Below are 19922 nucleotides of genomic sequence, written 5' to 3'. Positions count from 1 at the left end.
CGTAGGCCCTCGTCGTGCCGGTTCTGGCCTGGATCGGTCCGCCCTCCCCTTGACAACTCCGTGCACTGCGACGACTTTCATGAGAGCGCTCTCATGAACCCCTCGTGAGCCCTTCGACACCCGGTGTTCATTCCGTCCCCCCACAAGTCGGAGAACCTTGAGATGACCCGTTCCGCCACTCCGGGTCCGCGTCCCACCCTGGCCGACGTCGCCGCGCTGGCCGGCGTGTCCCCGGCCACCGCCTCGCGCGTGCTGAACGGCACCGCCGGGGTCAGCGGCACCGCCCGGACCGAGGTGCACAACGCCGTGTCGCGGCTGTCCTACGTCCGGCAGCGGGCCCGAGCCTCGCGCCGCGCCAAGGTCAGCTCGATCGCCGCGGTGGTGTGCGAGGACGGCGTGCGGCTGTTCGCGGACACCTTCTTCTCCCGCATCCTGCTCGGCGCCGGCCAGGCGCTGCGCACCGGCGACATCCAGCTGGTGCTGCTGGTGGTGCGCGGCCCGGCCGACCACGGCTCGGTCGAGCGCTACCTGTCCAAGGGCCTGGCCGACGGCGTCCTGCTGATCAGCGCCCACGACCGGGACCCGCTGGTGCCGATGCTCCGGGCGATGCGGGTGCCGACGGTGGCCGCCGGCCGGCCGATGACGCCGGGCGAGCTGCCCTACGTCGACGCCGACAACCGCGGCGGCGCGCACGAGGCCGTCAGACGTCTGCTGGACTCCGGGCGGCGCAAGGTGGTGTCCATCGCGGGGCCCCCGGACATGGCCGTGGGTGCCGACCGGCGGGCCGGCTACCGGGACGCGATCGCCGAGGCCGACGCCGTCGGCACCATCGTCTACGGCGACTTCACCCCGACCTCCGGCGAGCACGCGATGCGCCGGCTCCTGGAACACCATCCGGATCTGGACGCGGTGTTCGCCGCGTCCGACCTGATGGCCCTGGGCGCGCTGCGCGCCCTGCGGCGGGCCGGCCGCCGGATTCCGGACGACGTCGCGCTCATCGGCTTCGACGACGCGCCGCTGGCCCTGCACACCGATCCGCGCCTGACCACCGTCCGGCAGCCCGTGGAGGACATGGGCGAGGCGATGGCCAGGCACCTCACCCGACGGCTCATCGGGGAGGTCGACATGCCCCCGGCGTCGGTGTTCCCCACCGAGCTGGTGGTCCGCGACTCCGGCTGAGCATCGCCGAGCACTGATGTCCGGCCCGCTGCGCGGGACGGCTATGTCGCTATGCCTACGAACGAGAAGGGATCGCTTCAGCGTGGACAGAAGCAGGACACGAAGAAAGCCTCGGGGAAGACGGTGGCGAGCCCTCGCGCTCGCGCTGTCCGCCGCCCTCGGCTTCGGGGTGCTGGCCACGGCGCCCCCGCAAGCGGCGGCCGCGGCCGTCCAATGCCAGGTGACGTATTCCGCCAACGACTGGGGAAGCGGGTTCACCGCCACCGCCACCATCACCAACGTCGGCACGACCGCGTGGACCGGGTGGACGCTGGGCTACAGCTACTCCGGCAACCAGACGCTGCAGAACGGCTGGAACGGGACCTGGTCGCAGTCGGGCAAGGCGGTGACGGTCGTCAACGCCTCCTACAACGGTTCGGTGGCCGCCGGCGGCAACGTCAGCACGTCCGCCAACTTCACCTACAGCGGCACCAACACCGCGCCCACGACGTTCACCGTCAACGGGACCGCGTGCACCGGCGCCCACACCCCGCCGACTGTCGCGCTCACCAGCCCGGCAGCCGGTGCCGCGTACACCGCCCCGGCGACCGTGCCGATGGCGGCGACCGCCTCGGCGGCGAGCGGCTCGACGATCTCCAAGGTCGAGTTCTACGCCGGGACGACGCTGGCGTGCACCGCCACCGCCGCGCCCTACGCGTGCAACTGGACCGGGGCCGCGGCGGGCAGCTACTCGATCACCGCCGAGGCCTACGACAGCCAGGGCGCGACCACGACCTCCTCGCCGGTCGGCATCACGGTCACCGCCGCCCCGACGGTCACGGTCACGCCGAGCGCGCTGAACCTGGCCCAGGGCGCGACCGGGACGCTGGCGGTCGCGCTGTCCGCGCCCCCGGCCGCGAACATCACGGTCACCACAGCTCGCACGTCCGGGAACACCGGCCTGTCGGTCACCGGCGGCGGCACGCTCACCTTCACGCCGTCGAACTGGTCCACGGCGCAGAACGTGACCATCACCGCCGACGCCTCCGGCACCGGCAACGCCACGTTCACCGCGAGTGCCACCGGCTACGCCCCCGGCGCCTCGGTGGTCACCGAGACCGGCGCGCTCGGCGCGTACGAGCAGCGGTTCATGACGCAGTACAACAAGATCATGAACTCGTCCAACGGGTACTTCAACCCGCTGGGCATCCCGTACCACTCGGTCGAGACGCTGATCGTCGAGGCGCCCGACTACGGCCACGAGACCACTTCGGAGACCTGGAGCTACGACATCTGGCTGCAGGCCATGTACGGCAACATCTCCGGGGACTGGACGAAGTTCAACGCCGCGTGGGCGCTGATGGAGCAGTACATGATCCCGACCCACGCGGATCAGCCCACGAACAGCGCCTACAACGCGAGCTCCCCGGCCCAGTACGCGCCGGAGGAGCCCGAACCCGACCAGTACCCGGTGGCGCTCAACTCCTCCACCCCGGTCGGCCAGGACCCGCTCGCGGCCGAACTGCAGGCCGCGTACGGCACCTCGGACATCTACGGCATGCACTGGCTGGAGGACGTCGACAACAAGTACGGGTACGGCGACACCCCCGGCGGCGGCTGCGAGCAGGGCCCGAACACCGGCAAGCCGTCCTACATCAACTCCTACCAGCGCGGCGCCGACGAGTCGGTGTGGGAGACCATCCCGCAGCCGACGTGCGAGGACCTGAAGTACGGCGGCCCGAACGGCTACCTGGACCTGTTCGACCAGGGCCAGGGCACCGCGCAGTGGAAGTTCACCGACGCCCCGGACGCCGACGCCCGCACCGTGCAGGCCGCCTACTGGGCCGACACCTGGGCCAAGGCGCAGGGCAAGGAGTCGCAGGTCTCGGCGACCGTCGCCAAGGCCGGCAAGATGGGCGACTACCTGCGGTACTCGATGTTCGACAAGTACTTCAAGCAGATCGGCGACTGCACCTCGCCGACCGCCTGCCCCGGCGGCACCGGCAAGAGCAGCGACGACTACCTGCTGGGCTGGTACTACGCCTGGGGCGGCTCGCTGTCCACGTCCGGCTCGTGGGCCTGGCGCATCGGCGACGGCGCGGCGGCGCAGGGCTACCAGAACCCGATGGCCGCCTGGGCGCTGGTGAACGACCCGGCCGAGGCCCCGAAGGGCGCCACCGCGGCCACCGACTGGAGCACCAGCCTGCAGCGGCAGATCCAGTTCTTCCAGTGGCTGCAGTCCTCCGAGGGCGGCATCGCCGGCGGCGCGACGAACAGCTGGAACGGCCAGTACGGCACCCCGCCGGCCGGCGACCCGACGTTCTACGGCATGGCCTATGACTGGGAGCCCGTCTACCACGACCCGCCGTCGAACAACTGGTTCGGGATGCAGGCGTGGTCGATGGAGCGCTTCGCCGAGTACTACTACAGCACCGGCGACGCCACTGTCGGCGCGATCCTGGCCAAGTGGGTGGCCTGGGTGGAACCGCTGGTCACGGTCAACAGCACGACCGGCGCCTGGCAGATCCCGTCCACGCTGACCTGGACCGGCCAGCCGAACACCTGGAACGCGTCCAACCCGCAGCCCAACACCAACCTGCACGTCGCGGTGAAGGACTACAGCCAGGACGTCGGCATCGCCTCGGCGCTGGCCAAGACCCTGTCCTACTACGCCGCCAAGGCCAAGGACAGCACGGCGCAGACGCTGGCGAAGAACCTGCTCGACGTCATGTGGACCAACGACCAGGACCCCGCGGGCATCGTCACGCCGGAGACCCGGACCGACTACAGCCGCTTCGACCAGACCTATGACCCGACCACCCACCAAGGGCTCTACATCCCGTCCGGGTGGACCGGCAAGGACCCGTTCGGCAACACCATCTCGTCCACCACGACGAACACCTTCCTGAAGCTGCGGCCCTGGTACACCAGCGACCCGTCCTTCTCGAAGGTGCAGACCTACCTCAACGGCGGCGCGGCGCCGACCTTCACCTACCACCGCTTCTGGGCGCAGTCGGACGCCGCGATGGCCCAGGCGGTCTACGGACAGCTCTTCGGAGCCTGACACACAAAACAGACAGGAGTGAACCATGGCACAAGGCACACCAGGTAATAAGGACAGAGCAGGCAGAGCAGACAGAGCCAGACGGCTCACCAGCGCCTTCGTGGCGGCCGGGGTGACGCTGGGAGTGGCCGGCGGGCTCGCCGCGCTGACCACGACCAGCTCCAGCGCGGCGACCGGCGCCGGATGCACCGCGGTCTACTCGGTGAGCAGCGACTGGGGCTCCGGTTTCGGGGCGCAGGTCGTGATCACGAACAACGGCCCGGCCTGGACGAACTGGACGCTGACGTACTCCTACGCCGGCAACCAGACGTTGCAGAGCGGGTGGAACGGGAACTGGACGCAGTCCGGCAAGGCGGTCACCGTCACCAACGCGTCCTACAACGGCTCGGTGGCCTCCGGCGGGAGCGTGACTCCGGCGGCGAACTTCACCTACTCCGGGACGAACGCGGCGCCGACGTCGTTCGCGGTCAACGGTGTCACGTGCACCGGGACCACGCCGCCGCCCACGACGCCGACCACCACCCCGTCCACGACGCCCACCACGACGCCGTCGACCACGCCCTCGACGACCCCGTCCACCACGCCTTCCACCACGCCCTCGACGACGCCGAGCACCGGCGGCGGAGGCGGGCACGTGGCGAACCCGTTCGTGGGCGCCTCGCAGTATCTGAGCCCGGACTACACCGGCGAGGTCAACGCCCAGGTGGCGTCCGACCAGTCGGCGAACCCGACGCTGGCCGCCTCCGAGGCGAAGATGGCGAACTACTCGACCGCGGTCTGGATGGACCACATCGGGGCCATCGCCGGCGACAGCGGCAGCGTTCACCACGGTCTGCAGTGGCACCTGGACCAGGCGCTGTCCCAGCAGCAGGCCGGGACCCCGGAGACCTTCGAGGTCGTCATCTACGACCTGCCGGGCCGGGACTGCGCGGCGCTGGCCTCCAACGGTGAGATCCCGGCCACGGCCGCCGGTCTGACCGAGTACGAGTCGCAGTACATCGACCCGATCTCGGCGCTGCTGGCGAACCCGAAGTACGCGAGCCTGCGGATCGTGGCCATCGTCGAGCCGGACTCGCTGCCCAACGCGGTCACCAACCAGAGCAAGCCCGCGTGCGCGACGGCGACACCGTTCTACGAGACCGGCGTCGAGTACGCGCTGAACAAGCTGCACGCGATCTCCAACGTCTACAACTACGTGGACATCGCGCACTCGGCGTGGCTGGGCTGGTCCTCCAACATGGGCCCGGCGGCGCAGGAGTTCGCCAAGGTGGCCAGGGCGACGACCGCGGGCTTCGCCAGCGTCGACGGCTTCATCTCCGACACCGCCAACTACACCCCGACCACCGAGCCGTTCCTGCCGAACTCGACGCTGCAGGTCGGCGGGAACCCGCTGGACTCGGCGAAGTTCTACCAGTACAACCCGTACTTCGACGAGTACGACTACGACCAGGCGATGTACAGCCAACTGGTCGGCCAGGGCTTCTCGCCGAACGTCGGCATGCTCATCGACACCTCGCGCAACGGCTGGGGCGGTCCGAACCGGCCGACGTCGCTGAACTCCTCGCCGACGACCGTCGACAGCTATGTCGCGGCCAACAAGGTGGACCAGCGGTCCTTCCGCGGCGACTGGTGCAACCAGAACGGCGCGGGGATCGGGGCGCGGCCGACGGTGCTGCCGTACGGGGCGTCCAACCACATCATCGCGTTCGTGTGGATCAAGCCGCCCGGTGAGTCGGACGGCGACTACCCGACCGCCTCGCACACCCACGGCGACCCGCACTGCGACCCCGCCGGGACCAACACCGACGGCAACGGCGGGACGTACAGCACCGGGTCGATCCCCGGGTACGACGTGCCGGCCGGCCAGTGGTTCGCCGCCGAGTTCCAGCAGGAGGTGGAGAACGCCTACCCGGCGCTGTGAGCGCTGTGAGCGCTGTGAGCGCTGTGAGCGCTGAGATCGCTGGAGCACTGAAAGCAGAGTGATCGGACGGGCCCGGTGCCACGCGGCACCGGGCCCCTTCCGGCCGCGCAATCGAAGCGCTTCGACAATCCGATCATCCATCGCACCTGACAGGAGAATCATGCGAAGAAGCTTGAAGAACGGCCTGAGCGCGGTGCTCGGCGCGGTGCTGGCCGTCGCCGGGCTCGGGACCGTCAGCCTGTCGCTGAGCGGCACCTCCGCCGCGGCGGCATCCTCGGCGCCCGCCGCCTCCGGCTCCGGCTACACGTGGCAGAACGTGCCGATCGTCGGCGGCGGCTTCGTCCCGGACATCGTGTTCAACCCCGGCGCGCAGAACGTCGTCTACGCGCGGACCGACATCGGCGGGATGTACCGGTGGAATCAGAGCTCTGCCAGTTGGACCCCGCTCCTGGACTGGGTCGGCTGGAACAACTGGAACGAGCAGGGCGTCGTCTCGGTCGCCGCCGACCCGGTGCAGACGAACCGGGTCTACGCGGCGGTCGGCATGTACACCAACACCTGGGACCCGAACAACGGAGCCATCCTGCGGTCCACCGACCAGGGGAACACCTGGACCGCGACGGCCCTGCCGTTCAAGCTCGGCGGGAACATGCCGGGGCGCGGGATGGGGGAGCGGCTGATGGTCGATCCCGACGACGACGCGGTGCTGTACCTGGGGATGCCCAGCGGACACGGCCTGTGGAAGAGCACTGACTACGGCGCGACCTGGGCCCAGGTGACGGCGTTCCCGAACGTCGGGAACTACGTCCAGGACTCCACCGACACCACCGGCTACCTCTCGGACGACCAGGGCGTCGCGTGGGTCGCGTTCGACAAGGCCTCCGGGACGACCGGCGGCTCCGGGACCCCCACCAAGACCATCTTCGTCGGCGTCGCGGACCTGCAGAACACGGTCTACGAGTCGACCGACGGCGGGGCGACCTGGAGCCGGGTCGCCGGGCAGCCGACCGGCTTCCTCGCGCACAAAGGCCTGGTGGATCCGACCGGGAGCTATCTGTACATCACGACCAGCAACAAGGGCGGGCCGTACGACGGCAGCTCCGGGGACGTGTGGAAGTACGCGATCGCCACCGGCACCTGGACGCAGATCAGCCCGGTGCACTCCAGCGACACCTCGAACGACTACTACGGCTACAGCGGACTGACCATCGACCAGCAGCACCCGAACACCATCATGGTCACCGGCTACAGCTCGTGGTGGCCGGACACGTACCTCTACCGTTCCACCGATGGCGGCGCGACGTGGACGAACGCGTGGTCCTACAACGGCTATCCGACCCGCGTCGACAAGTACACGCTGGACGTGTCCGCCTCGCCGTGGCTCTCGTGGGGCAACAACCCCTCGCCGCCGGAGGAGACGCCGAAGCTGGGGTGGATGACCGAGGGGCTGGCCATCGACCCGTTCAACAGCGACCGCATGATGTTCGGCACCGGCGCGACGCTGTATGGCACGACGAACCTGACGGCCTGGGACTCCACCGCCGCCACCGCCAAAGTGAAGATCTCGGTGATGGCGCAGGGCATCGAGGAGACCGCGGTCAACGACCTGGTCTCGCCGCCGTCCGGGGCGCCGCTGTTGTCGGCGCTCGGCGACGTGGGCGGATTCCGGCACACGGACCTGACCAAGGTGCCGTCGCTGATGTATCAGAGCCCGAACTGGGGCACGTCCACGAGCCTCGACTACGCCGAGTCGAACCCGAACGACGTGGTCCGCGTCGGCGACGGCAGCGCGGCTACCTCCACCAGCCCTGCGGTGAACTCGGCGGCGTTCTCCTCCGACGACGGCGCCGACTGGTACGCCGCGTCGTCGCAGCCCTCGGGCGTCACGGCGGGCGGCACGGTCGCCGAGGCCGCGGACGGCAGCGCGGCGGTCTGGTCGCCGACCGGTGCCGGGGTGAACTACACGACGACGACCGGGAGCTCCTGGACCGCCTCGACGGGGATCCCGGCCGGGGCGCAGGTGCGCAGCGACCGGGTCAACCCGAAGAAGTTCTACGGGTTCTCCTATGCCACGGGCACGTTCTACCTCAGCACCGACGGCGGCAAGACGTTCACCGCCTCGGCGGCGGCGAACCTGCCTTCCGGGACGGCGGGAGGTGCTCAGTTCCACGCGGTTCCCGGCACGGAGGGCGACCTGTGGCTGGCCGGCGGCTCGACGTCCGGGGCCTACGGGCTGTGGCACTCGACGGACTCCGGGGCGACGTGGACCAAGCTGGCGAACGTGCAGCAGGCCGACAACATCGGCTTCGGCGCGCCGGCGCCCGGCCACACGAACAAGGCGCTGTACACGATCGCCGAGATCGGAGGCGTGCGGGGCATCTTCCGCTCCGACGACTACGGCGCCACCTGGACCCGGATCAACGACGACCAGCACCAGTGGGGCAACATCGGTGCGGCCATCACCGGCGATCCGCGGGTGTACGGACGCGTGTACGTCGGGACGAACGGTCGCGGGATCGTGTACGGGAACCTGACGGGGTCGGGGACGAGTTCCTCTTCATCCCCCTCGACCACGCCCTCGACCACTCCCACGACCACGCCCTCCACGACGCCCTCCACGACGCCGTCGACCACGCCTTCGACGACGCCCAGCACGTCCTCGTCGTCCAGCGCCCCGGCAGGGGCCTGCCACGTGACGTACACCAAGGCGAGCGAATGGGGCGGCGGCTACACCGCGAACATCACGGTCGCCAACACCGGCGCGACCCCGTGGACCGCCTGGACGGTCACCTGGACCTACCCCGGCGACCAGAAGATCACCAACGCCTGGAACGCCACGGCGACCCAGACCGGAGCCGCGGTCAGTGCCACGAACATGGCCTACAACGGTTCCGTCGCCACGGGATCGTCGGCGTCGTTCGGCGTGCAGGGCACGTGGACGGCGAACGACACCAGTCCGACAGCCTTTTCCGTGAATGGTGCGACTTGTTCCTGAGCCGCAGGTGATCGGTATGGCCCCTCCGGAACTGCGGAGGGGCCATACGTGCACGAATACCGGCAGGACTTTCTTCGCGACCCACAGTAATGGATCAATGATTCGGGGTTACCAAGTCACTGAAGCTCTTTTACACTCAGGGTCCTGAGCAGCGTTGGTGGTTTTGCGTCGGGTGCACGGTTTTGTGGTGGATGCACAGACGGGGAGGCTTTGCTATGGCGCGTCCGACCGGCTGGGACATCCTGGGCCTGGACGGGGATCCGACTCCGGGCGTGGTGGAGTCGGTGCAGGCGCTGGCCAAGCAATTCGGGGATTTCGCACACGATGTGGAATCGGCGTACCGGAGCCTGAACAGCTTCGGATCCGACACCGACGCCATGCAGTGGATCGGCCAGACTGCTGAGGCATTCAAAGGCAAATACGGTCCGCTTCCCGGCCGTCTGCAGAAGCTGTACACCTCCTACAGCGAAGCCTCCGACGCACTGTCGGCCTACGCGCCGCTGTTACAGGCCGCGCAGACCAAAGCCGATTCGGCGCTGCATCAGGCGCAGGACGCGAATTCCGATCTGCAACGGGCCACGACCGACGCCGCCAACGCCGCGACCGATCTGAAGACGGCGCAGAAGAACCAGGCCGCGACGCCCGATCCGAAAGCCGTCACCGACGCGCAGACCGCGCATGACACCGCGCAGGCGAACCTGGACAACGCCAAGGCGAAGATGGCGTCGTTGGCCAAGCAGGCCGACGACGCCTGCAACGACCGCATCACCGCGGCCAAGACCTGCGCCTCCGCCCTCCATCACGCGCAATCCGACGGCATCCACAACAAGTCCTGGTGGCAGCACGTCGGCGAGGACCTGTCCAAGTGGGGCGGCGAGATCGGGAAGATCGCCGGCGAGCTGGCCCCGGTCCTGGACATCCTCGCGCTGGCCACGTCCTGGATCCCCGGCGTGGACGTGGTGACCGCCGCCCTGGCCGAGGCCGACAACCTCATCGCGCTGGCCGGCACCGCCATCGGCACGATCGGCGACGCCATGCAGGGCCACTGGGGCGACGCTTTGCTCGGCGCGGGCATGCTCGGCCTGACCTTCGTCGGCGGGCGGTTCCTGGGCTCGGCCGCCGAAGACGCCGAAGGCGAAGCGGGTGCCCTGGAAGGCGAGGCCGACGCCCTGGGCCCCGAGATGGACGGCACCGACGCGTTCGAGGACGACGCCGAGGACCCGTTGGACTCGGCGAATTCGGCGAACTCCGTCGGCGAGGACGCCCGCACCGCGGAAGGCAATGAGCCCGCGAGCTGTGAGCGCGATCCGGTGGACGTGGTGTCCGGCTGGATGCTCACCGGCGCCACCGACGTCTCGTTGCCGGGGGTGATGCCGCTGGTGCTGCGCCGCGCGTACGCCTCCGGGTACACCGCCGGGCGCCTTTTCGGTCCCGGCTGGTCGTCCACCCTGGACCAGCGCATCTCCATCAACGACTCCGGCCTGCACTTCGCCGGCGACGATGCCCAGCGCCTGGACTATCCGATGCCGGCGCCCGGGCAGGAAGTACTGCCGGTACGTGGTGCTCGCTGGCCCCTCATCTGGAACCGGGACACCGACGAGATCCGGATCACCGACCCGTGGACCGGCCACACGCGGCACTTCGACACCGTGCACTACCTCGTTGAGGCCGGGCAGATCCGCGACCTCACCGCGATCACCGACCGCAACGGCAACCGCATCAGCATCCTGCGCGACCCCCAGGGCACCCCCACCATGGTGGAACACCCCGGCTACCGCGTCGCCATCGACACCGTCGCCACCGCGGCCGGCCCGCGAATCAGTGCCCTGCGGGGCGCCGTCGCCAAAGAGTTCCGCTACGACCAGCGCGGCCGCCTCACCGAAGTCGTCAACTCCTCCGGCTTGCCCTTCGGCTACGAGTGGGACGACGCCGACCGCATCACCGCCTGGCAGGACCGCTCCGGCTTCCGGTACGAGTACGTCTACGACCGTCTTGGCCGGGTCGTGCGCGGCGACGGCGAGTTCCTGGCCGGGTCCTTCGCTTACGGCCCCGCGAACCGGACGACGGCGGTGACGGACTCTCTCGGCCACGTCCGCACGTACGCCTATGACGAGAACGGCCGCATCACCTCCGAGACCGATCCCCTTGGCAACACCACGACCGCCGTCCATGACGCCTACGGCAGGATCCTGTCCCGCACCGACGCGCTCGGCGGTACGACCGTGTTCGAGCGCGACGAGGCCGGGGACGCGCGGCGGATCACGATGCCGGACGGGGCCGTCACGGTCCTCGAGTACGACGCTTTCCACCGGGTCGTCCACGCGGTCGGTGTGGACGGCGCCGAGTGGCACCGCCGGTACGACGACGTGGGGAACCTGGTTTCGGCGACCGATCCCTCGGGCGCCGCGACGTCCATGGAGTACGACGCGCGCGGTGCCCTGGCGGCGGTGGTGGATCCCTTGGGCGCAGTCACGCGCTACGCCACCGATGCCGCCGGGCTGCCCGTCTCGGTGACCGACCCGGTGGGGTCCGTCGTCACCGCGACGCGTGACGCTGCGGGCCGGGTGACGCGCATGACCGACGGCTTGGGCGCGGCCACCGTGCTGGACTGGAGCGGCGAGGGACGGCTGGTCTCCAGGACCGGTCCGGACGGCGCGACCACGCGGTGGGAGCACGATGCCGACGGCCGGCTGCTGAAGGTCACGAACCCGATCGGCGCCGCGACCGTCTTCGAACCGGGGCCGCTGGACACGCTGGTGGCGCGGACCGGGCCGGACGGCGTCCGGCACACCTTCGCCTACGACAGCGAGCAGCGGCTGGTACAGGTCGCCAATCCCGTCGGCGCGAGCTGGGACTACGCCTACGACCCGGCGGGCCGGTTGACCGGCGAGACCGATTTCAACGGCCGCCGGCTCGGCTACGAATACGACGCCGCGGGCCGCCTCACCGCGCGGACCACCGGAACCGGGCAGCGGATCGCCTTCCGGCGTGACGCCTCAGGCCGGGTCCTGGCCCGCACCCTGCCGGAGGGCGAATACGAGTACTGCTATGACCGGGCGGGACGTCTGGCATCGGCGACCGGGATGGGCACCAGCCTGGCCTTCGAGCGGGACGTGCTCGGGCGCGTGGTGGCCGAGACGGTCGACGGCCGCTCCTCGTCCTACCGCTACGATCCGGCCGGCCGCCGCGTCGGCCGGACCACTGCCTCCGGTGCCGAGTCGGTGTGGCGCTTCGACGCCGCGGGGCGTCCGGCCGGCTTGCCGCCGGCGCCCACGACCTGGCCTTCGCCTTCGACGCCGCGGGCCGAGAGGATCGACGGCTTCTCGGCCCCGAGACCTGGCTCACGCGCGGCTATGACGAGGCCGGGCGTCTGACCGCTCAGCGGCTCGGCACCGGGGACTCTTCCGCTGTGAGCCGGTCCTGGACGTGGCGGCCCGACGGCGTTCCGGAGGAGATCCACGACAGTCTGCGCGGGACCCGGCGCGTCGTCTCCGACCTGGCCGGCCGGCCGACCGGTGTCACCGGCCGGGACTGGAGCGAGGCGTATGCCTACGACGCCTTCGGGAACCTGAGCGCCGCTGATGCTGCCGGCACCGGCACCGGCACCGGCACCGGCACCGGCACCGGCACCGGCACCGGCACCGGCACCGGCACCGGCACCGGCACTGACACCGCCGCCGAATCCCCGAACGCCGATCAGGCCGCGGCGACCAGAACCCTGATCCAGCGCGCCGGCCGAACCCACCACGAATACGACAGCGCCGGCCGCGTCGTCCGCACCACCCGCCGCACTCTCGACGGCCGCCGCAGAACGTGGCGGTACACGTGGGACAGCGAGGACCGCCTGGTTCAGGCCGACACCCCGGACGCCGGCACCTGGCGCTACACCTACGACCCCGCCGGCCGCCGGATCGGCAAACAGCGGGTCGCCGACGGCCGGGACGCCGTCGGCCACACCGTGTTCGTCTGGGACGGCACCCGCCTGGCCGAGGAGCACACGACCGCCGCCGACGGCAGCGTCACGATCCTGACCTGGGACTACGACCCCGGCACGTACCGCCCCGCCGCCCAGCGCCGCCGCACGAGAGCCGCCGCCGATCAGGAGGACATCGACGAGGCCTTCCACGCCATCGTCACCGACCTGGTCGGAACCCCCACCGAGCTGGTCACCCCCGACGGCCGCGTCGCCTGGCACACCACCACGACGGTGTGGGGCCGGACCGCCACCAACGCCACCACCAACGCCGCCGACGCCGACCTCGACTGCCCCCTGCGCTTCCCCGGCCAGTACCACGACCCGGAAACCGGCCTCCACTACAACCTGCACCGCTACTACAACCCGGACACCGGCGCCTACCTCACCCCCGACCCCCTCGGCCTGGCCCCCGCACCGAACGACCACGCGTACGTCCCCAACCCGCTCACCTGGACGGACCCGCTCGGGCTCCAGTGCGGCGAGGGCGACGGCAGCGAAGGGGGTACCAGTCCGGATGAAGCCGAACTCGCGCGTGTCGGACGATGGATGGGCAAGGACGAGTACGACAAAATGGTGTCAACCGGGATGGTTCAGGAGGGCGCGGGTGGCACGACGTACGTGGCATCGCCTGCCGACCCGGCCGCCTACGGCCGACAGGCGGCGCCGGGAACGGGCTATGCGGAGTTCGACGTTCCCTCCTCGTCCCTGCATCCGGCCGGGGAACCGGGATGGGCGCAGATTCCCGGCCCGGACTCGCTGCGCAGCCGACTGGCTGTGCGCAGAGGCCAGCCCCCATTGGAATTCCCGCCCGCCACGAACATCGGCGATTGGATGGGTCCGAAGTGACCGAGCGCTTCGCGGTGTTGGATGAATTATCCCAGTGGACTGAGACACACCGCGCTTCCCTCACAGAACGCGGACTGCTCCTGACCTCAGGCGCTTCGCCAGAGGACGGACGGGACAAGCGGAGCATGTGGCTCGACATCGAGGGCCCGCAGCGGCTGGGCCGGCTGATCCTGTGGGATACCGGCGAGGCGGAGCTTGAGCTCGCGGATGTAGCCAGCGGCGAGGTGAACGCCCGGCATCACCAGGTGGATGGCCGCGATGATTTCGAGCGGGCGGCGGCGGCTCTGCTTGATTGGGTCACCGCCGCCCGCTGAGAGTGTCTTCGGAGGGATGCCGGCCCGCTGTCGCCGTGACCCCAGTGACTTCCTCCAGCTCACCGGGGCGTCGTGGCGGGCGGCGCCGTCGGGGCAGCTACAGCAATTGCTGCGCCGATCCCGATCCCGATCCCGCACCGCCGAGCGGCCCGGTCAGATACCGCTGAAAAGTCTCCGCCAGATCGGCGACCAGATCCTGCGCCGGTCGGGACGCCAGCGGCTCGATCTTCAGGATGTACCGTCCCATCGCCAGCCCCACCAGCTGCGTGATCACCAGCATCGCGCGGTACTCCGGATCGTCCCCGCCGGCCGCCTCGGCCAGCGGGATCACCAGCGGCTCGGCCATGCGCTCCCGCACCACCGCGGCGACCTCGGGCTCCGCCGTCGCCGCGCGGACCATCGCGATGATCCACTTCCGGCTCTCCGGCTCCTCCAGCGTCCGCATCACGAAGCGTGCCAGGCGCTCGCCGGCGTGCTCGGGGCCGTCCGCGAGGGTGAAGTCGATCGCTGCCCGCGGGTCCACCGGCGGCTGCACGACCGCCGCGAACAGCCCGGCCTTCGTCTTGAAGTAGTGCGTCACCAGCATCGGGTCGACGCCCGCGGCCAGCGCCACCTGGCGCACCGAGGTGCGGTCGAAGCCGTGCTCGGCGAACAGCCGGCGCGCCGCCTCCTGGATCGCCTCCTTCGCCTGGCCGCCGTCGGTCCGGCGGCCGCGTTTGGTGCCCGGCGCACCTGTCTCCACGGGTCCTCCCATAATTCTTGACGTGCAGAATTCTATGGGTGCAGAATTCTGTACGTACAGAATACCTGTCCGGGCTCCACTCCACCCCTGCGAGGACCCCATGACCCCCGAACTCACCAAAGGACGCCGCACGCTCGTGCTGGCCGTCGTCGCCCTCGCGCTGATGATGGTCGTCTCCGCGGTCAGCGGCCTGAACGTGGCGCTGCCCGACCTGTCGGCGGCCACCGGCGCCTCGCAGACCCAGGTCATCTGGATCGTCGACGCCTACACCCTGGTCTTCGTCGGCTTCCTGCTGCCGGCCGGCGCGGTCGGCGACCGCTACGGCCGCAAGGGCACGTTGGCCGCCGGGCTGACGGTCTTCGGCGCCGCCGCGGCGGCCGCGCTGTTCGTGTCCTCGCCAGGCACGCTGATCGCGCTGCGCGGCGCGATGGGCCTGGGCGCGGCCGCGGTCATGCCGACGACGCTGTCGATCATCACGACCTCCTTCCCGCCGGCCGAGCGCGGCCGGGCGGTCGGGGTGTGGGTCGGCGTGGCCGGCGGCGGCGCGGTGCTGGGGCTGCTGGCCTCCGGCGCGCTGCTGGAGTTCTTCGCCTGGAACTCGTTCTTCGGCCTCAACGTGGTACTGGCCGTCGTCGCCCTGATCGGCACGCTGCTGTTCATCCCGGCCTCGCGCGACGCCGACGCCCCGCGGCTGGACCCGCTCGGCGGGCTGTTCTCGCTGCTGGCGGCGGTGGGCATCGTGTTCGGCATCGTCGAGGGCCCGGACCGCGGGTGGGGCGACGCGCTGACCGTGACAGGGTTCGTCGTCGGGGCGCTGGCGCTGGCCGCGTTCATCGGCTGGGAGTTGCGCCGCGCGGAGCCGCTGCTGGACGTGCGCCTGTTCCGCCTCAAGGGATTCGGCGCCGGCTCCGGCGTGATCACCATCCAGTTCTTCGGCAGCTTCGGCCTGTTCTTCATCATCCTGCAGTACCTGCAGTACGTCGCGAACCTCTCCCCGTTCCGCGCCGCGATCGCTCTGCTCCCGCTGCCGATGTTCCTGGTCCCCACCGCCCGCAACGCGCCGAAGGTCGCCGCCCGCGTCGGCGCCAACCGGGTGCTGCCGCTCGGTCTGCTGCTCAGCGCCTCGGGTCTGGCCGTGATGACCACCCTGGGCACCCACCTCGTCTACTGGCACCTGGCCGTCGGCCTGGCCCTGTTCGGCGCGGGCATGGGCCTGGCCGGCACGCCCGCCACCACCGCGATCGTCTCCTCGCTCCCGCCCGCCAAGCAGGGCGTGGGCTCGGCGATGAACGACCTGTCCCGCGAACTCGGCAGCGCGCTGGGCATCGCGGTCCTCGGCAGCACCCTGAGCGCCACCTACCGCTCGCACATCACCGCGGCGACGGCCGGGCTGCCGCCGCGGGCGGCGACCGGGGCGCAGTCCTCGATCGCCTTCGTGAAGAACGCCTCCGGCCGGCTCGCGGAGTACGGGCCGAAGGGCCGGCACCTGCTGGACTCCGCGCAGAGCTCGTTCGTCGACGCGGCGCACGCGGCCTTCCTCACCGCGATCGTGGTCCTGCTCGCGGGCGCCGTGTTCGCCGCGATCCGGGCTCCGCACAAGGGCGAGAGTGTCGGTGCGGAGTCATCGAGCCCTGAGGTGCCCGAGGGTGCCTATGTCAGGGCTCGATGACTGACGGCTCATCCGGCCTACTTGCCTCCGGAAAGCGACAGGCCGGGCAGGAAGGCCGTGCGCGAGCCCGAGGCGTTGAAGAACGACAAAGACCCCACCTGGCAGGACGCCCCGTCGGCGAAGGTGAACGTGTAGTAGGCGTTCACATCGCCGGCGGGCCGCGACGTTTTGGCCGTGAGCGCCTGCGCGCCGCACTGTGCGGTGACCGACGTGATCTGGGTGCTGACACTCCCGGCCGTGACCGCGCCGAGCCGGTCGTGCCGCGCGTCGAGGATCGCGATCGTGGTGTACCCGGGATCGGCCGGGTTCGCCGACACCGTCGGCTTCCCGTTCTGGTCAAGGCAGGCGGTGTCGCCGCTGCCGGCGTTGGTCCACACGCCGTCCACGATGACGTTCAGGTTGCCGCACCACTGCGGCTTCACGGTGCCGGCCGGCGCGCCGGGGTCGCTGAACTGCTGGTTCAGCGTGAACTGGCGCACCAGCTTCCACGCATGGCCGTCGATGGTCCCGCTGGTCAGGACCGCGTCGTCCGGATGCGCCGGCGGGTTCGTGGTGCTGGTGTGCGCCGGTGCGGCCAGCGTGGTGCCGAGCGCGCCCGGCACGGTGACCGTGGTGCCTGTGGTCGTGGTCGCGGTCGCGGCAGCCGCGGCCGAGGTCACGTGATGCGACGCGCCTGCGGTCGCGAGCGTCGCCGAGGCCACCGCCGCGACGCCCGCCACCGCGAACGTCGCCCCCACGCCCGCCCGGCGCCGCCGCAGCCGGGTGGTGCCGCTGCGCAGCACCAGCTCGAACGCCGGGCCCTCGAGCCCCGGCCGGTCGACTTCCTCGGCGAAGGCCTCGTGCAGGCGCTCGCCGTCCGGGAACGCCGCGTCCCCGGAGTCCATGTCCTTGGTCCCTCTGGTCACAGTCCCAACCCTCTCGTCACTTCGGAGCGATCGAACAAGGGGGACAGCTCCGGGCTCGTGCGCAACTTCGCCAGACCCCGGGAGGCCTGGCTGCGCACGGTTCCGACCGAGCAGCCCAGCAGGTGCGCGACGTCGTTCTCACTGCGGTCCTCCCAGAACCTCAGCACGACGACGGCACGTTGCCGGGGTGCCAGCGTGGCCAGCGCGGCCATCAGGGCACTGCGGTCGGCGACCGCTTCGGCCCCGTCGGCCGCGGCCCGGTCCGGCACGGTCCCGGGGAGCCACTCCCGGACCCGCTTGCGCCGCTGCTCGGAGTTGTGCGCGTTGATCAGGATGCGCGCCACGTAGGCATCCGGGTCGTCGACGGCCCGCACCCGCCGCCAGGCCACGAAGGCCTTGGCCAGTGTGGTCTGCACCAGGTCCTCGGCCCGACCGGTGTCCCCGGTGAGCAGGTACGCGGTGCGCATCAAAGCCCTGCGGCGGGCCAGGACGAAGTCCCGGAACTCGCCTTCGTGATGGTCCTTCTGGTCAACGACGCCCATGCCGTCCCCCTTTCACCTCCCTACAACGCGGGCAAGGGCTTGGAACTATGACACGTGCGGGACGTGGAGCTCCACGTCCCGCACGGTGTTGTGGCGGGTGATCAGTACCGGATCAGAACTTGAACGGCCCCGGGCTCTGCGCCGAGGTGGCCGTGCAGTTCGCGGTGATGCCGAAGACCACGACGGCCAGCGACTTGGCCGACAGCCTGTCGCCGGCGGCGACGGTGCCGGTCAGCGGGCCGGTCGAGATGGGCTTTCCGGCGGTGATGGCCGGGTTGGAGCTGCCGGTGAACGTCCTGGTCCCGGAGGTGTTGCTCATGGTGAGGGTGGACTTGACCGAGTTCGCGCCGAGGTTGATCGGGCTGGTGATCGCCGAGGTGGACAGGTTGAAGGTGGCGGTGGTGCCGCTCTGGGAGGCGGTGATGGTCGCCGAACCGGAGCCGAACGACCCGCAGCTGAACGACAGGGTGGCGCTGCCGGGGGTGACGGCGCTGGCTGCCGGGGCGAGGACGAGCGCTCCGGTGACGGCCATGCCGGCGACGAGGGCGGTGCCGAGGCTGGTTTTGCCGAGGTGCATGGTGATTCCTTTCCGGGAAGCGGGGGATCGGTGTGCCGTATCGCCGGCCGCCGCGCGGTGGACGCGCTGCACGTCGGGGAGCCGCCGACGCGACTGCGGGCTGGCTCGGAGTCCCGCGTCTGGCGTGCAAATCTGACGGTCAGTCAGCGATTGGACCGTTCTCCATTGATGCACCCGGGGCTTGAGATAACAAGGGACGAATCCATGATTCTTGTCCCTAGTCAGTCAAAAAACGGTCAAGTGGTCGACAAAGATCCCGAATCCGGCGGACGTCCGGACCTCCTGTGACAGGAGGGTTCAGCGCGTTATCGGACTTGACCCTGCGGCCGCCGGACCGCCCATCGTCGTCGGTGACGGACCAAGCCGCCGATGAAGGAGTGAGTCGAATGCCGAGCCTGCGCACGCCGGACGGAACGCAGCTGTACTACAGGGACTGGGGGACGGGCCGACCGGTCGTCCTGGTCCACAGCCTGCTGATGAACGGCGACATGTGGCAGTACCAGATGCACCACCTCGCCGAGCACGGCCACCGCGCGATCGCCTACGACCGCCGAGGCCACGGACGCTCCGACGACCCCGGCGCCGGCTACGACTTCGACACCCTCGCCGACGACCTGGCCGCCGTGCTCGACACCCTCGGACTCGCCGACGTCACCCTCGTCGGGCACTCGATGGGCGGCGGCGAGGTCGTGCGCTGCCTGAGCCGGCACGGCGACGCCCGGATATCGCGTGTCGCGCTGGTCGGGTCCACGGTGCCCTGTCTGGGAGTGGATCCCGCCGAGGCCGCCGCGCTGCTGGAACGGCTCCGCACCGGGTACGGCCAGTGGGTCCAGGAGAACGCGGCCTTCTCCTTCGGTACCGAGCCGATAGCGCAGGTCGAGAAGGACCGGACGATCCAGGACTGGATGGCGGTGTCCCTCAAGGCAGCCGTGGAGTGCACCGCGGCCAACCTCGCGGCCGACTTCCGGGCCGAAGTCGCCGCCATCGGTCTTCCGGCGCTGGTCGTGCATGGCGACAGCGACGCCTTCGCGCCGCTGGAGACCTGCGGGCGCCGGACGGCGGAGCTGATCCCCGACAGCAAGCTCGTGGTCTACCGGAACGGCTCGCACATGCTGCACCTGTCGCATCGCCGGCAGCTGAACGCCGACCTGCTCGACTTCGTGTCCTGAGTCCGCGCCCGCTCCGCTATCTCTTCACCGGCTCCGCCCCGGCC

13 protein-coding genes are annotated in these 19922 nt (G+C 70.4%); 9 read left to right on the top strand and 4 right to left on the bottom strand.

The annotated features are described in order from the left end of the window. Window positions 1-162 precede the first annotated feature (162 nt). The 7 genes from ABIA35_RS30055 (at window position 163) to ABIA35_RS30025 (ending at window position 14274) form a co-directional block, all read left to right on the top strand. A complete protein-coding gene (locus ABIA35_RS30055; protein WP_370360068.1) occupies window positions 163-1179 on the top strand; it encodes a LacI family DNA-binding transcriptional regulator in 1017 nt (338 codons plus the stop codon). A 43-nt stretch (window positions 1180-1222) separates the two neighbouring features. After that, window positions 1223-4222: a glycoside hydrolase family 48 protein gene (locus ABIA35_RS30050; RefSeq protein WP_370360152.1), complete on the top strand. Its 3000-nt coding sequence runs from the start codon at window positions 1223-1225 to the stop codon at window positions 4220-4222. 100 nt (window positions 4223-4322) lie between these two features. After that, a complete protein-coding gene (locus tag ABIA35_RS30045; protein ID WP_370339044.1) occupies window positions 4323-6143 on the top strand; it encodes a glycoside hydrolase family 6 protein in 1821 nt (606 codons plus the stop codon). A 160-nt stretch (window positions 6144-6303) separates the two neighbouring features. Beyond that, window positions 6304-9138 carry a cellulose binding domain-containing protein gene (locus ABIA35_RS30040; protein WP_370360067.1) on the top strand — a complete coding sequence of 945 codons (2835 nt, stop codon included), beginning with the start codon at window positions 6304-6306 and terminating at the stop codon, window positions 9136-9138. Window positions 9139-9353: 215 nt separating this feature from the next. After that, entirely contained in the window at window positions 9354-12512 is a 3159-nt protein-coding gene (locus ABIA35_RS30035; protein WP_370360066.1) for a DUF6531 domain-containing protein, read from the top strand. A gap of 35 nt (window positions 12513-12547) precedes the next feature. Beyond that, window positions 12548-13960 (top strand): RHS repeat-associated core domain-containing protein, encoded by a 1413-nt coding sequence (locus tag ABIA35_RS30030; protein WP_370360065.1) that lies wholly within the window; start codon window positions 12548-12550, stop codon window positions 13958-13960. Between the two features lie 125 nt (window positions 13961-14085). Beyond that, window positions 14086-14274, top strand: coding sequence for a hypothetical protein (locus ABIA35_RS30025; protein ID WP_370360064.1), 189 nt, complete (start codon window positions 14086-14088; stop codon window positions 14272-14274). Window positions 14275-14371: 97 nt separating this feature from the next. On the opposite strand, the gene ABIA35_RS30020 is transcribed toward ABIA35_RS30025, so the two are convergent. After that, on the bottom strand, window positions 14372-15016 hold the full coding sequence (locus ABIA35_RS30020) for a TetR family transcriptional regulator (RefSeq protein WP_370360063.1): 645 nt from the start codon (window positions 15014-15016) through the stop codon (window positions 14372-14374). A 100-nt stretch (window positions 15017-15116) separates the two neighbouring features. Between ABIA35_RS30020 and ABIA35_RS30015 the strand changes: the two genes are divergently transcribed. Continuing rightward, window positions 15117-16685: an MFS transporter gene (locus ABIA35_RS30015; protein ID WP_370360062.1), complete on the top strand. Its 1569-nt coding sequence runs from the start codon at window positions 15117-15119 to the stop codon at window positions 16683-16685. Window positions 16686-16702: 17 nt separating this feature from the next. Here ABIA35_RS30015 and ABIA35_RS30010 read toward each other — a convergent pair whose 3' ends face one another. The 3 genes from ABIA35_RS30010 to ABIA35_RS30000 form a co-directional block, all read right to left on the bottom strand. Beyond that, complete coding sequence (locus tag ABIA35_RS30010) at window positions 16703-17590, bottom strand: hypothetical protein (protein ID WP_370360061.1); 888 nt, start codon at window positions 17588-17590, stop codon at window positions 16703-16705. Beyond that, window positions 17587-18132, bottom strand: coding sequence for a SigE family RNA polymerase sigma factor (locus tag ABIA35_RS30005; protein WP_370339058.1), 546 nt, complete (start codon window positions 18130-18132; stop codon window positions 17587-17589). Before ABIA35_RS30005 ends, ABIA35_RS30010 begins: the two co-directional genes overlap by 4 nt. Before the next feature lie 112 nt (window positions 18133-18244). Then, window positions 18245-18709 carry a hypothetical protein gene (locus ABIA35_RS30000; RefSeq protein ID WP_370339060.1) on the bottom strand — a complete coding sequence of 155 codons (465 nt, stop codon included), beginning with the start codon at window positions 18707-18709 and terminating at the stop codon, window positions 18245-18247. 386 nt (window positions 18710-19095) lie between these two features. Between ABIA35_RS30000 and ABIA35_RS29995 the strand changes: the two genes are divergently transcribed. Then, window positions 19096-19878, top strand: a complete 783-nt coding sequence (locus ABIA35_RS29995; RefSeq protein ID WP_370360060.1) for an alpha/beta fold hydrolase — start codon at window positions 19096-19098, stop codon at window positions 19876-19878. Window positions 19879-19922: the final 44 nt, after the last annotated feature.

Source organism: Catenulispora sp. MAP12-49 (genome assembly GCF_041262705.1).
Lineage (GTDB): Bacteria > Actinomycetota > Actinomycetes > Streptomycetales > Catenulisporaceae > Catenulispora.
Note: the sequence above shows the minus strand (reverse complement) of the source record. Positions and strands in the feature narration are given on the sequence as shown.

Bases quoted from the DNA above. Each gene is read 5' to 3' on its own strand.
- ABIA35_RS30055 (WP_370360068.1), top strand. From the start codon at position 163: ATGACCCGTTCCGCCACTCCGGGTCCGCGTCCCACCCTGGCCGACGTC.
- ABIA35_RS30050 (WP_370360152.1), top strand. From the start codon at position 1,223: ATGTCGCTATGCCTACGAACGAGAAGGGATCGCTTCAGCGTGGACAGA.
- ABIA35_RS30040 (WP_370360067.1), top strand. From the start codon at position 6,304: ATGCGAAGAAGCTTGAAGAACGGCCTGAGCGCGGTGCTCGGCGCGGTG.
- ABIA35_RS30035 (WP_370360066.1), top strand. From the start codon at position 9,354: ATGGCGCGTCCGACCGGCTGGGACATCCTGGGCCTGGACGGGGATCCG.
- ABIA35_RS30025 (WP_370360064.1), top strand. From the start codon at position 14,086: ATGTGGCTCGACATCGAGGGCCCGCAGCGGCTGGGCCGGCTGATCCTG.
- ABIA35_RS30015 (WP_370360062.1), top strand. From the start codon at position 15,117: ATGACCCCCGAACTCACCAAAGGACGCCGCACGCTCGTGCTGGCCGTC.
- ABIA35_RS30005 (WP_370339058.1), bottom strand. From the start codon at position 18,132: ATGGGCGTCGTTGACCAGAAGGACCATCACGAAGGCGAGTTCCGGGAC.
- ABIA35_RS30000 (WP_370339060.1), bottom strand. From the start codon at position 18,709: ATGCACCTCGGCAAAACCAGCCTCGGCACCGCCCTCGTCGCCGGCATG.
- ABIA35_RS29995 (WP_370360060.1), top strand. From the start codon at position 19,096: ATGCCGAGCCTGCGCACGCCGGACGGAACGCAGCTGTACTACAGGGAC.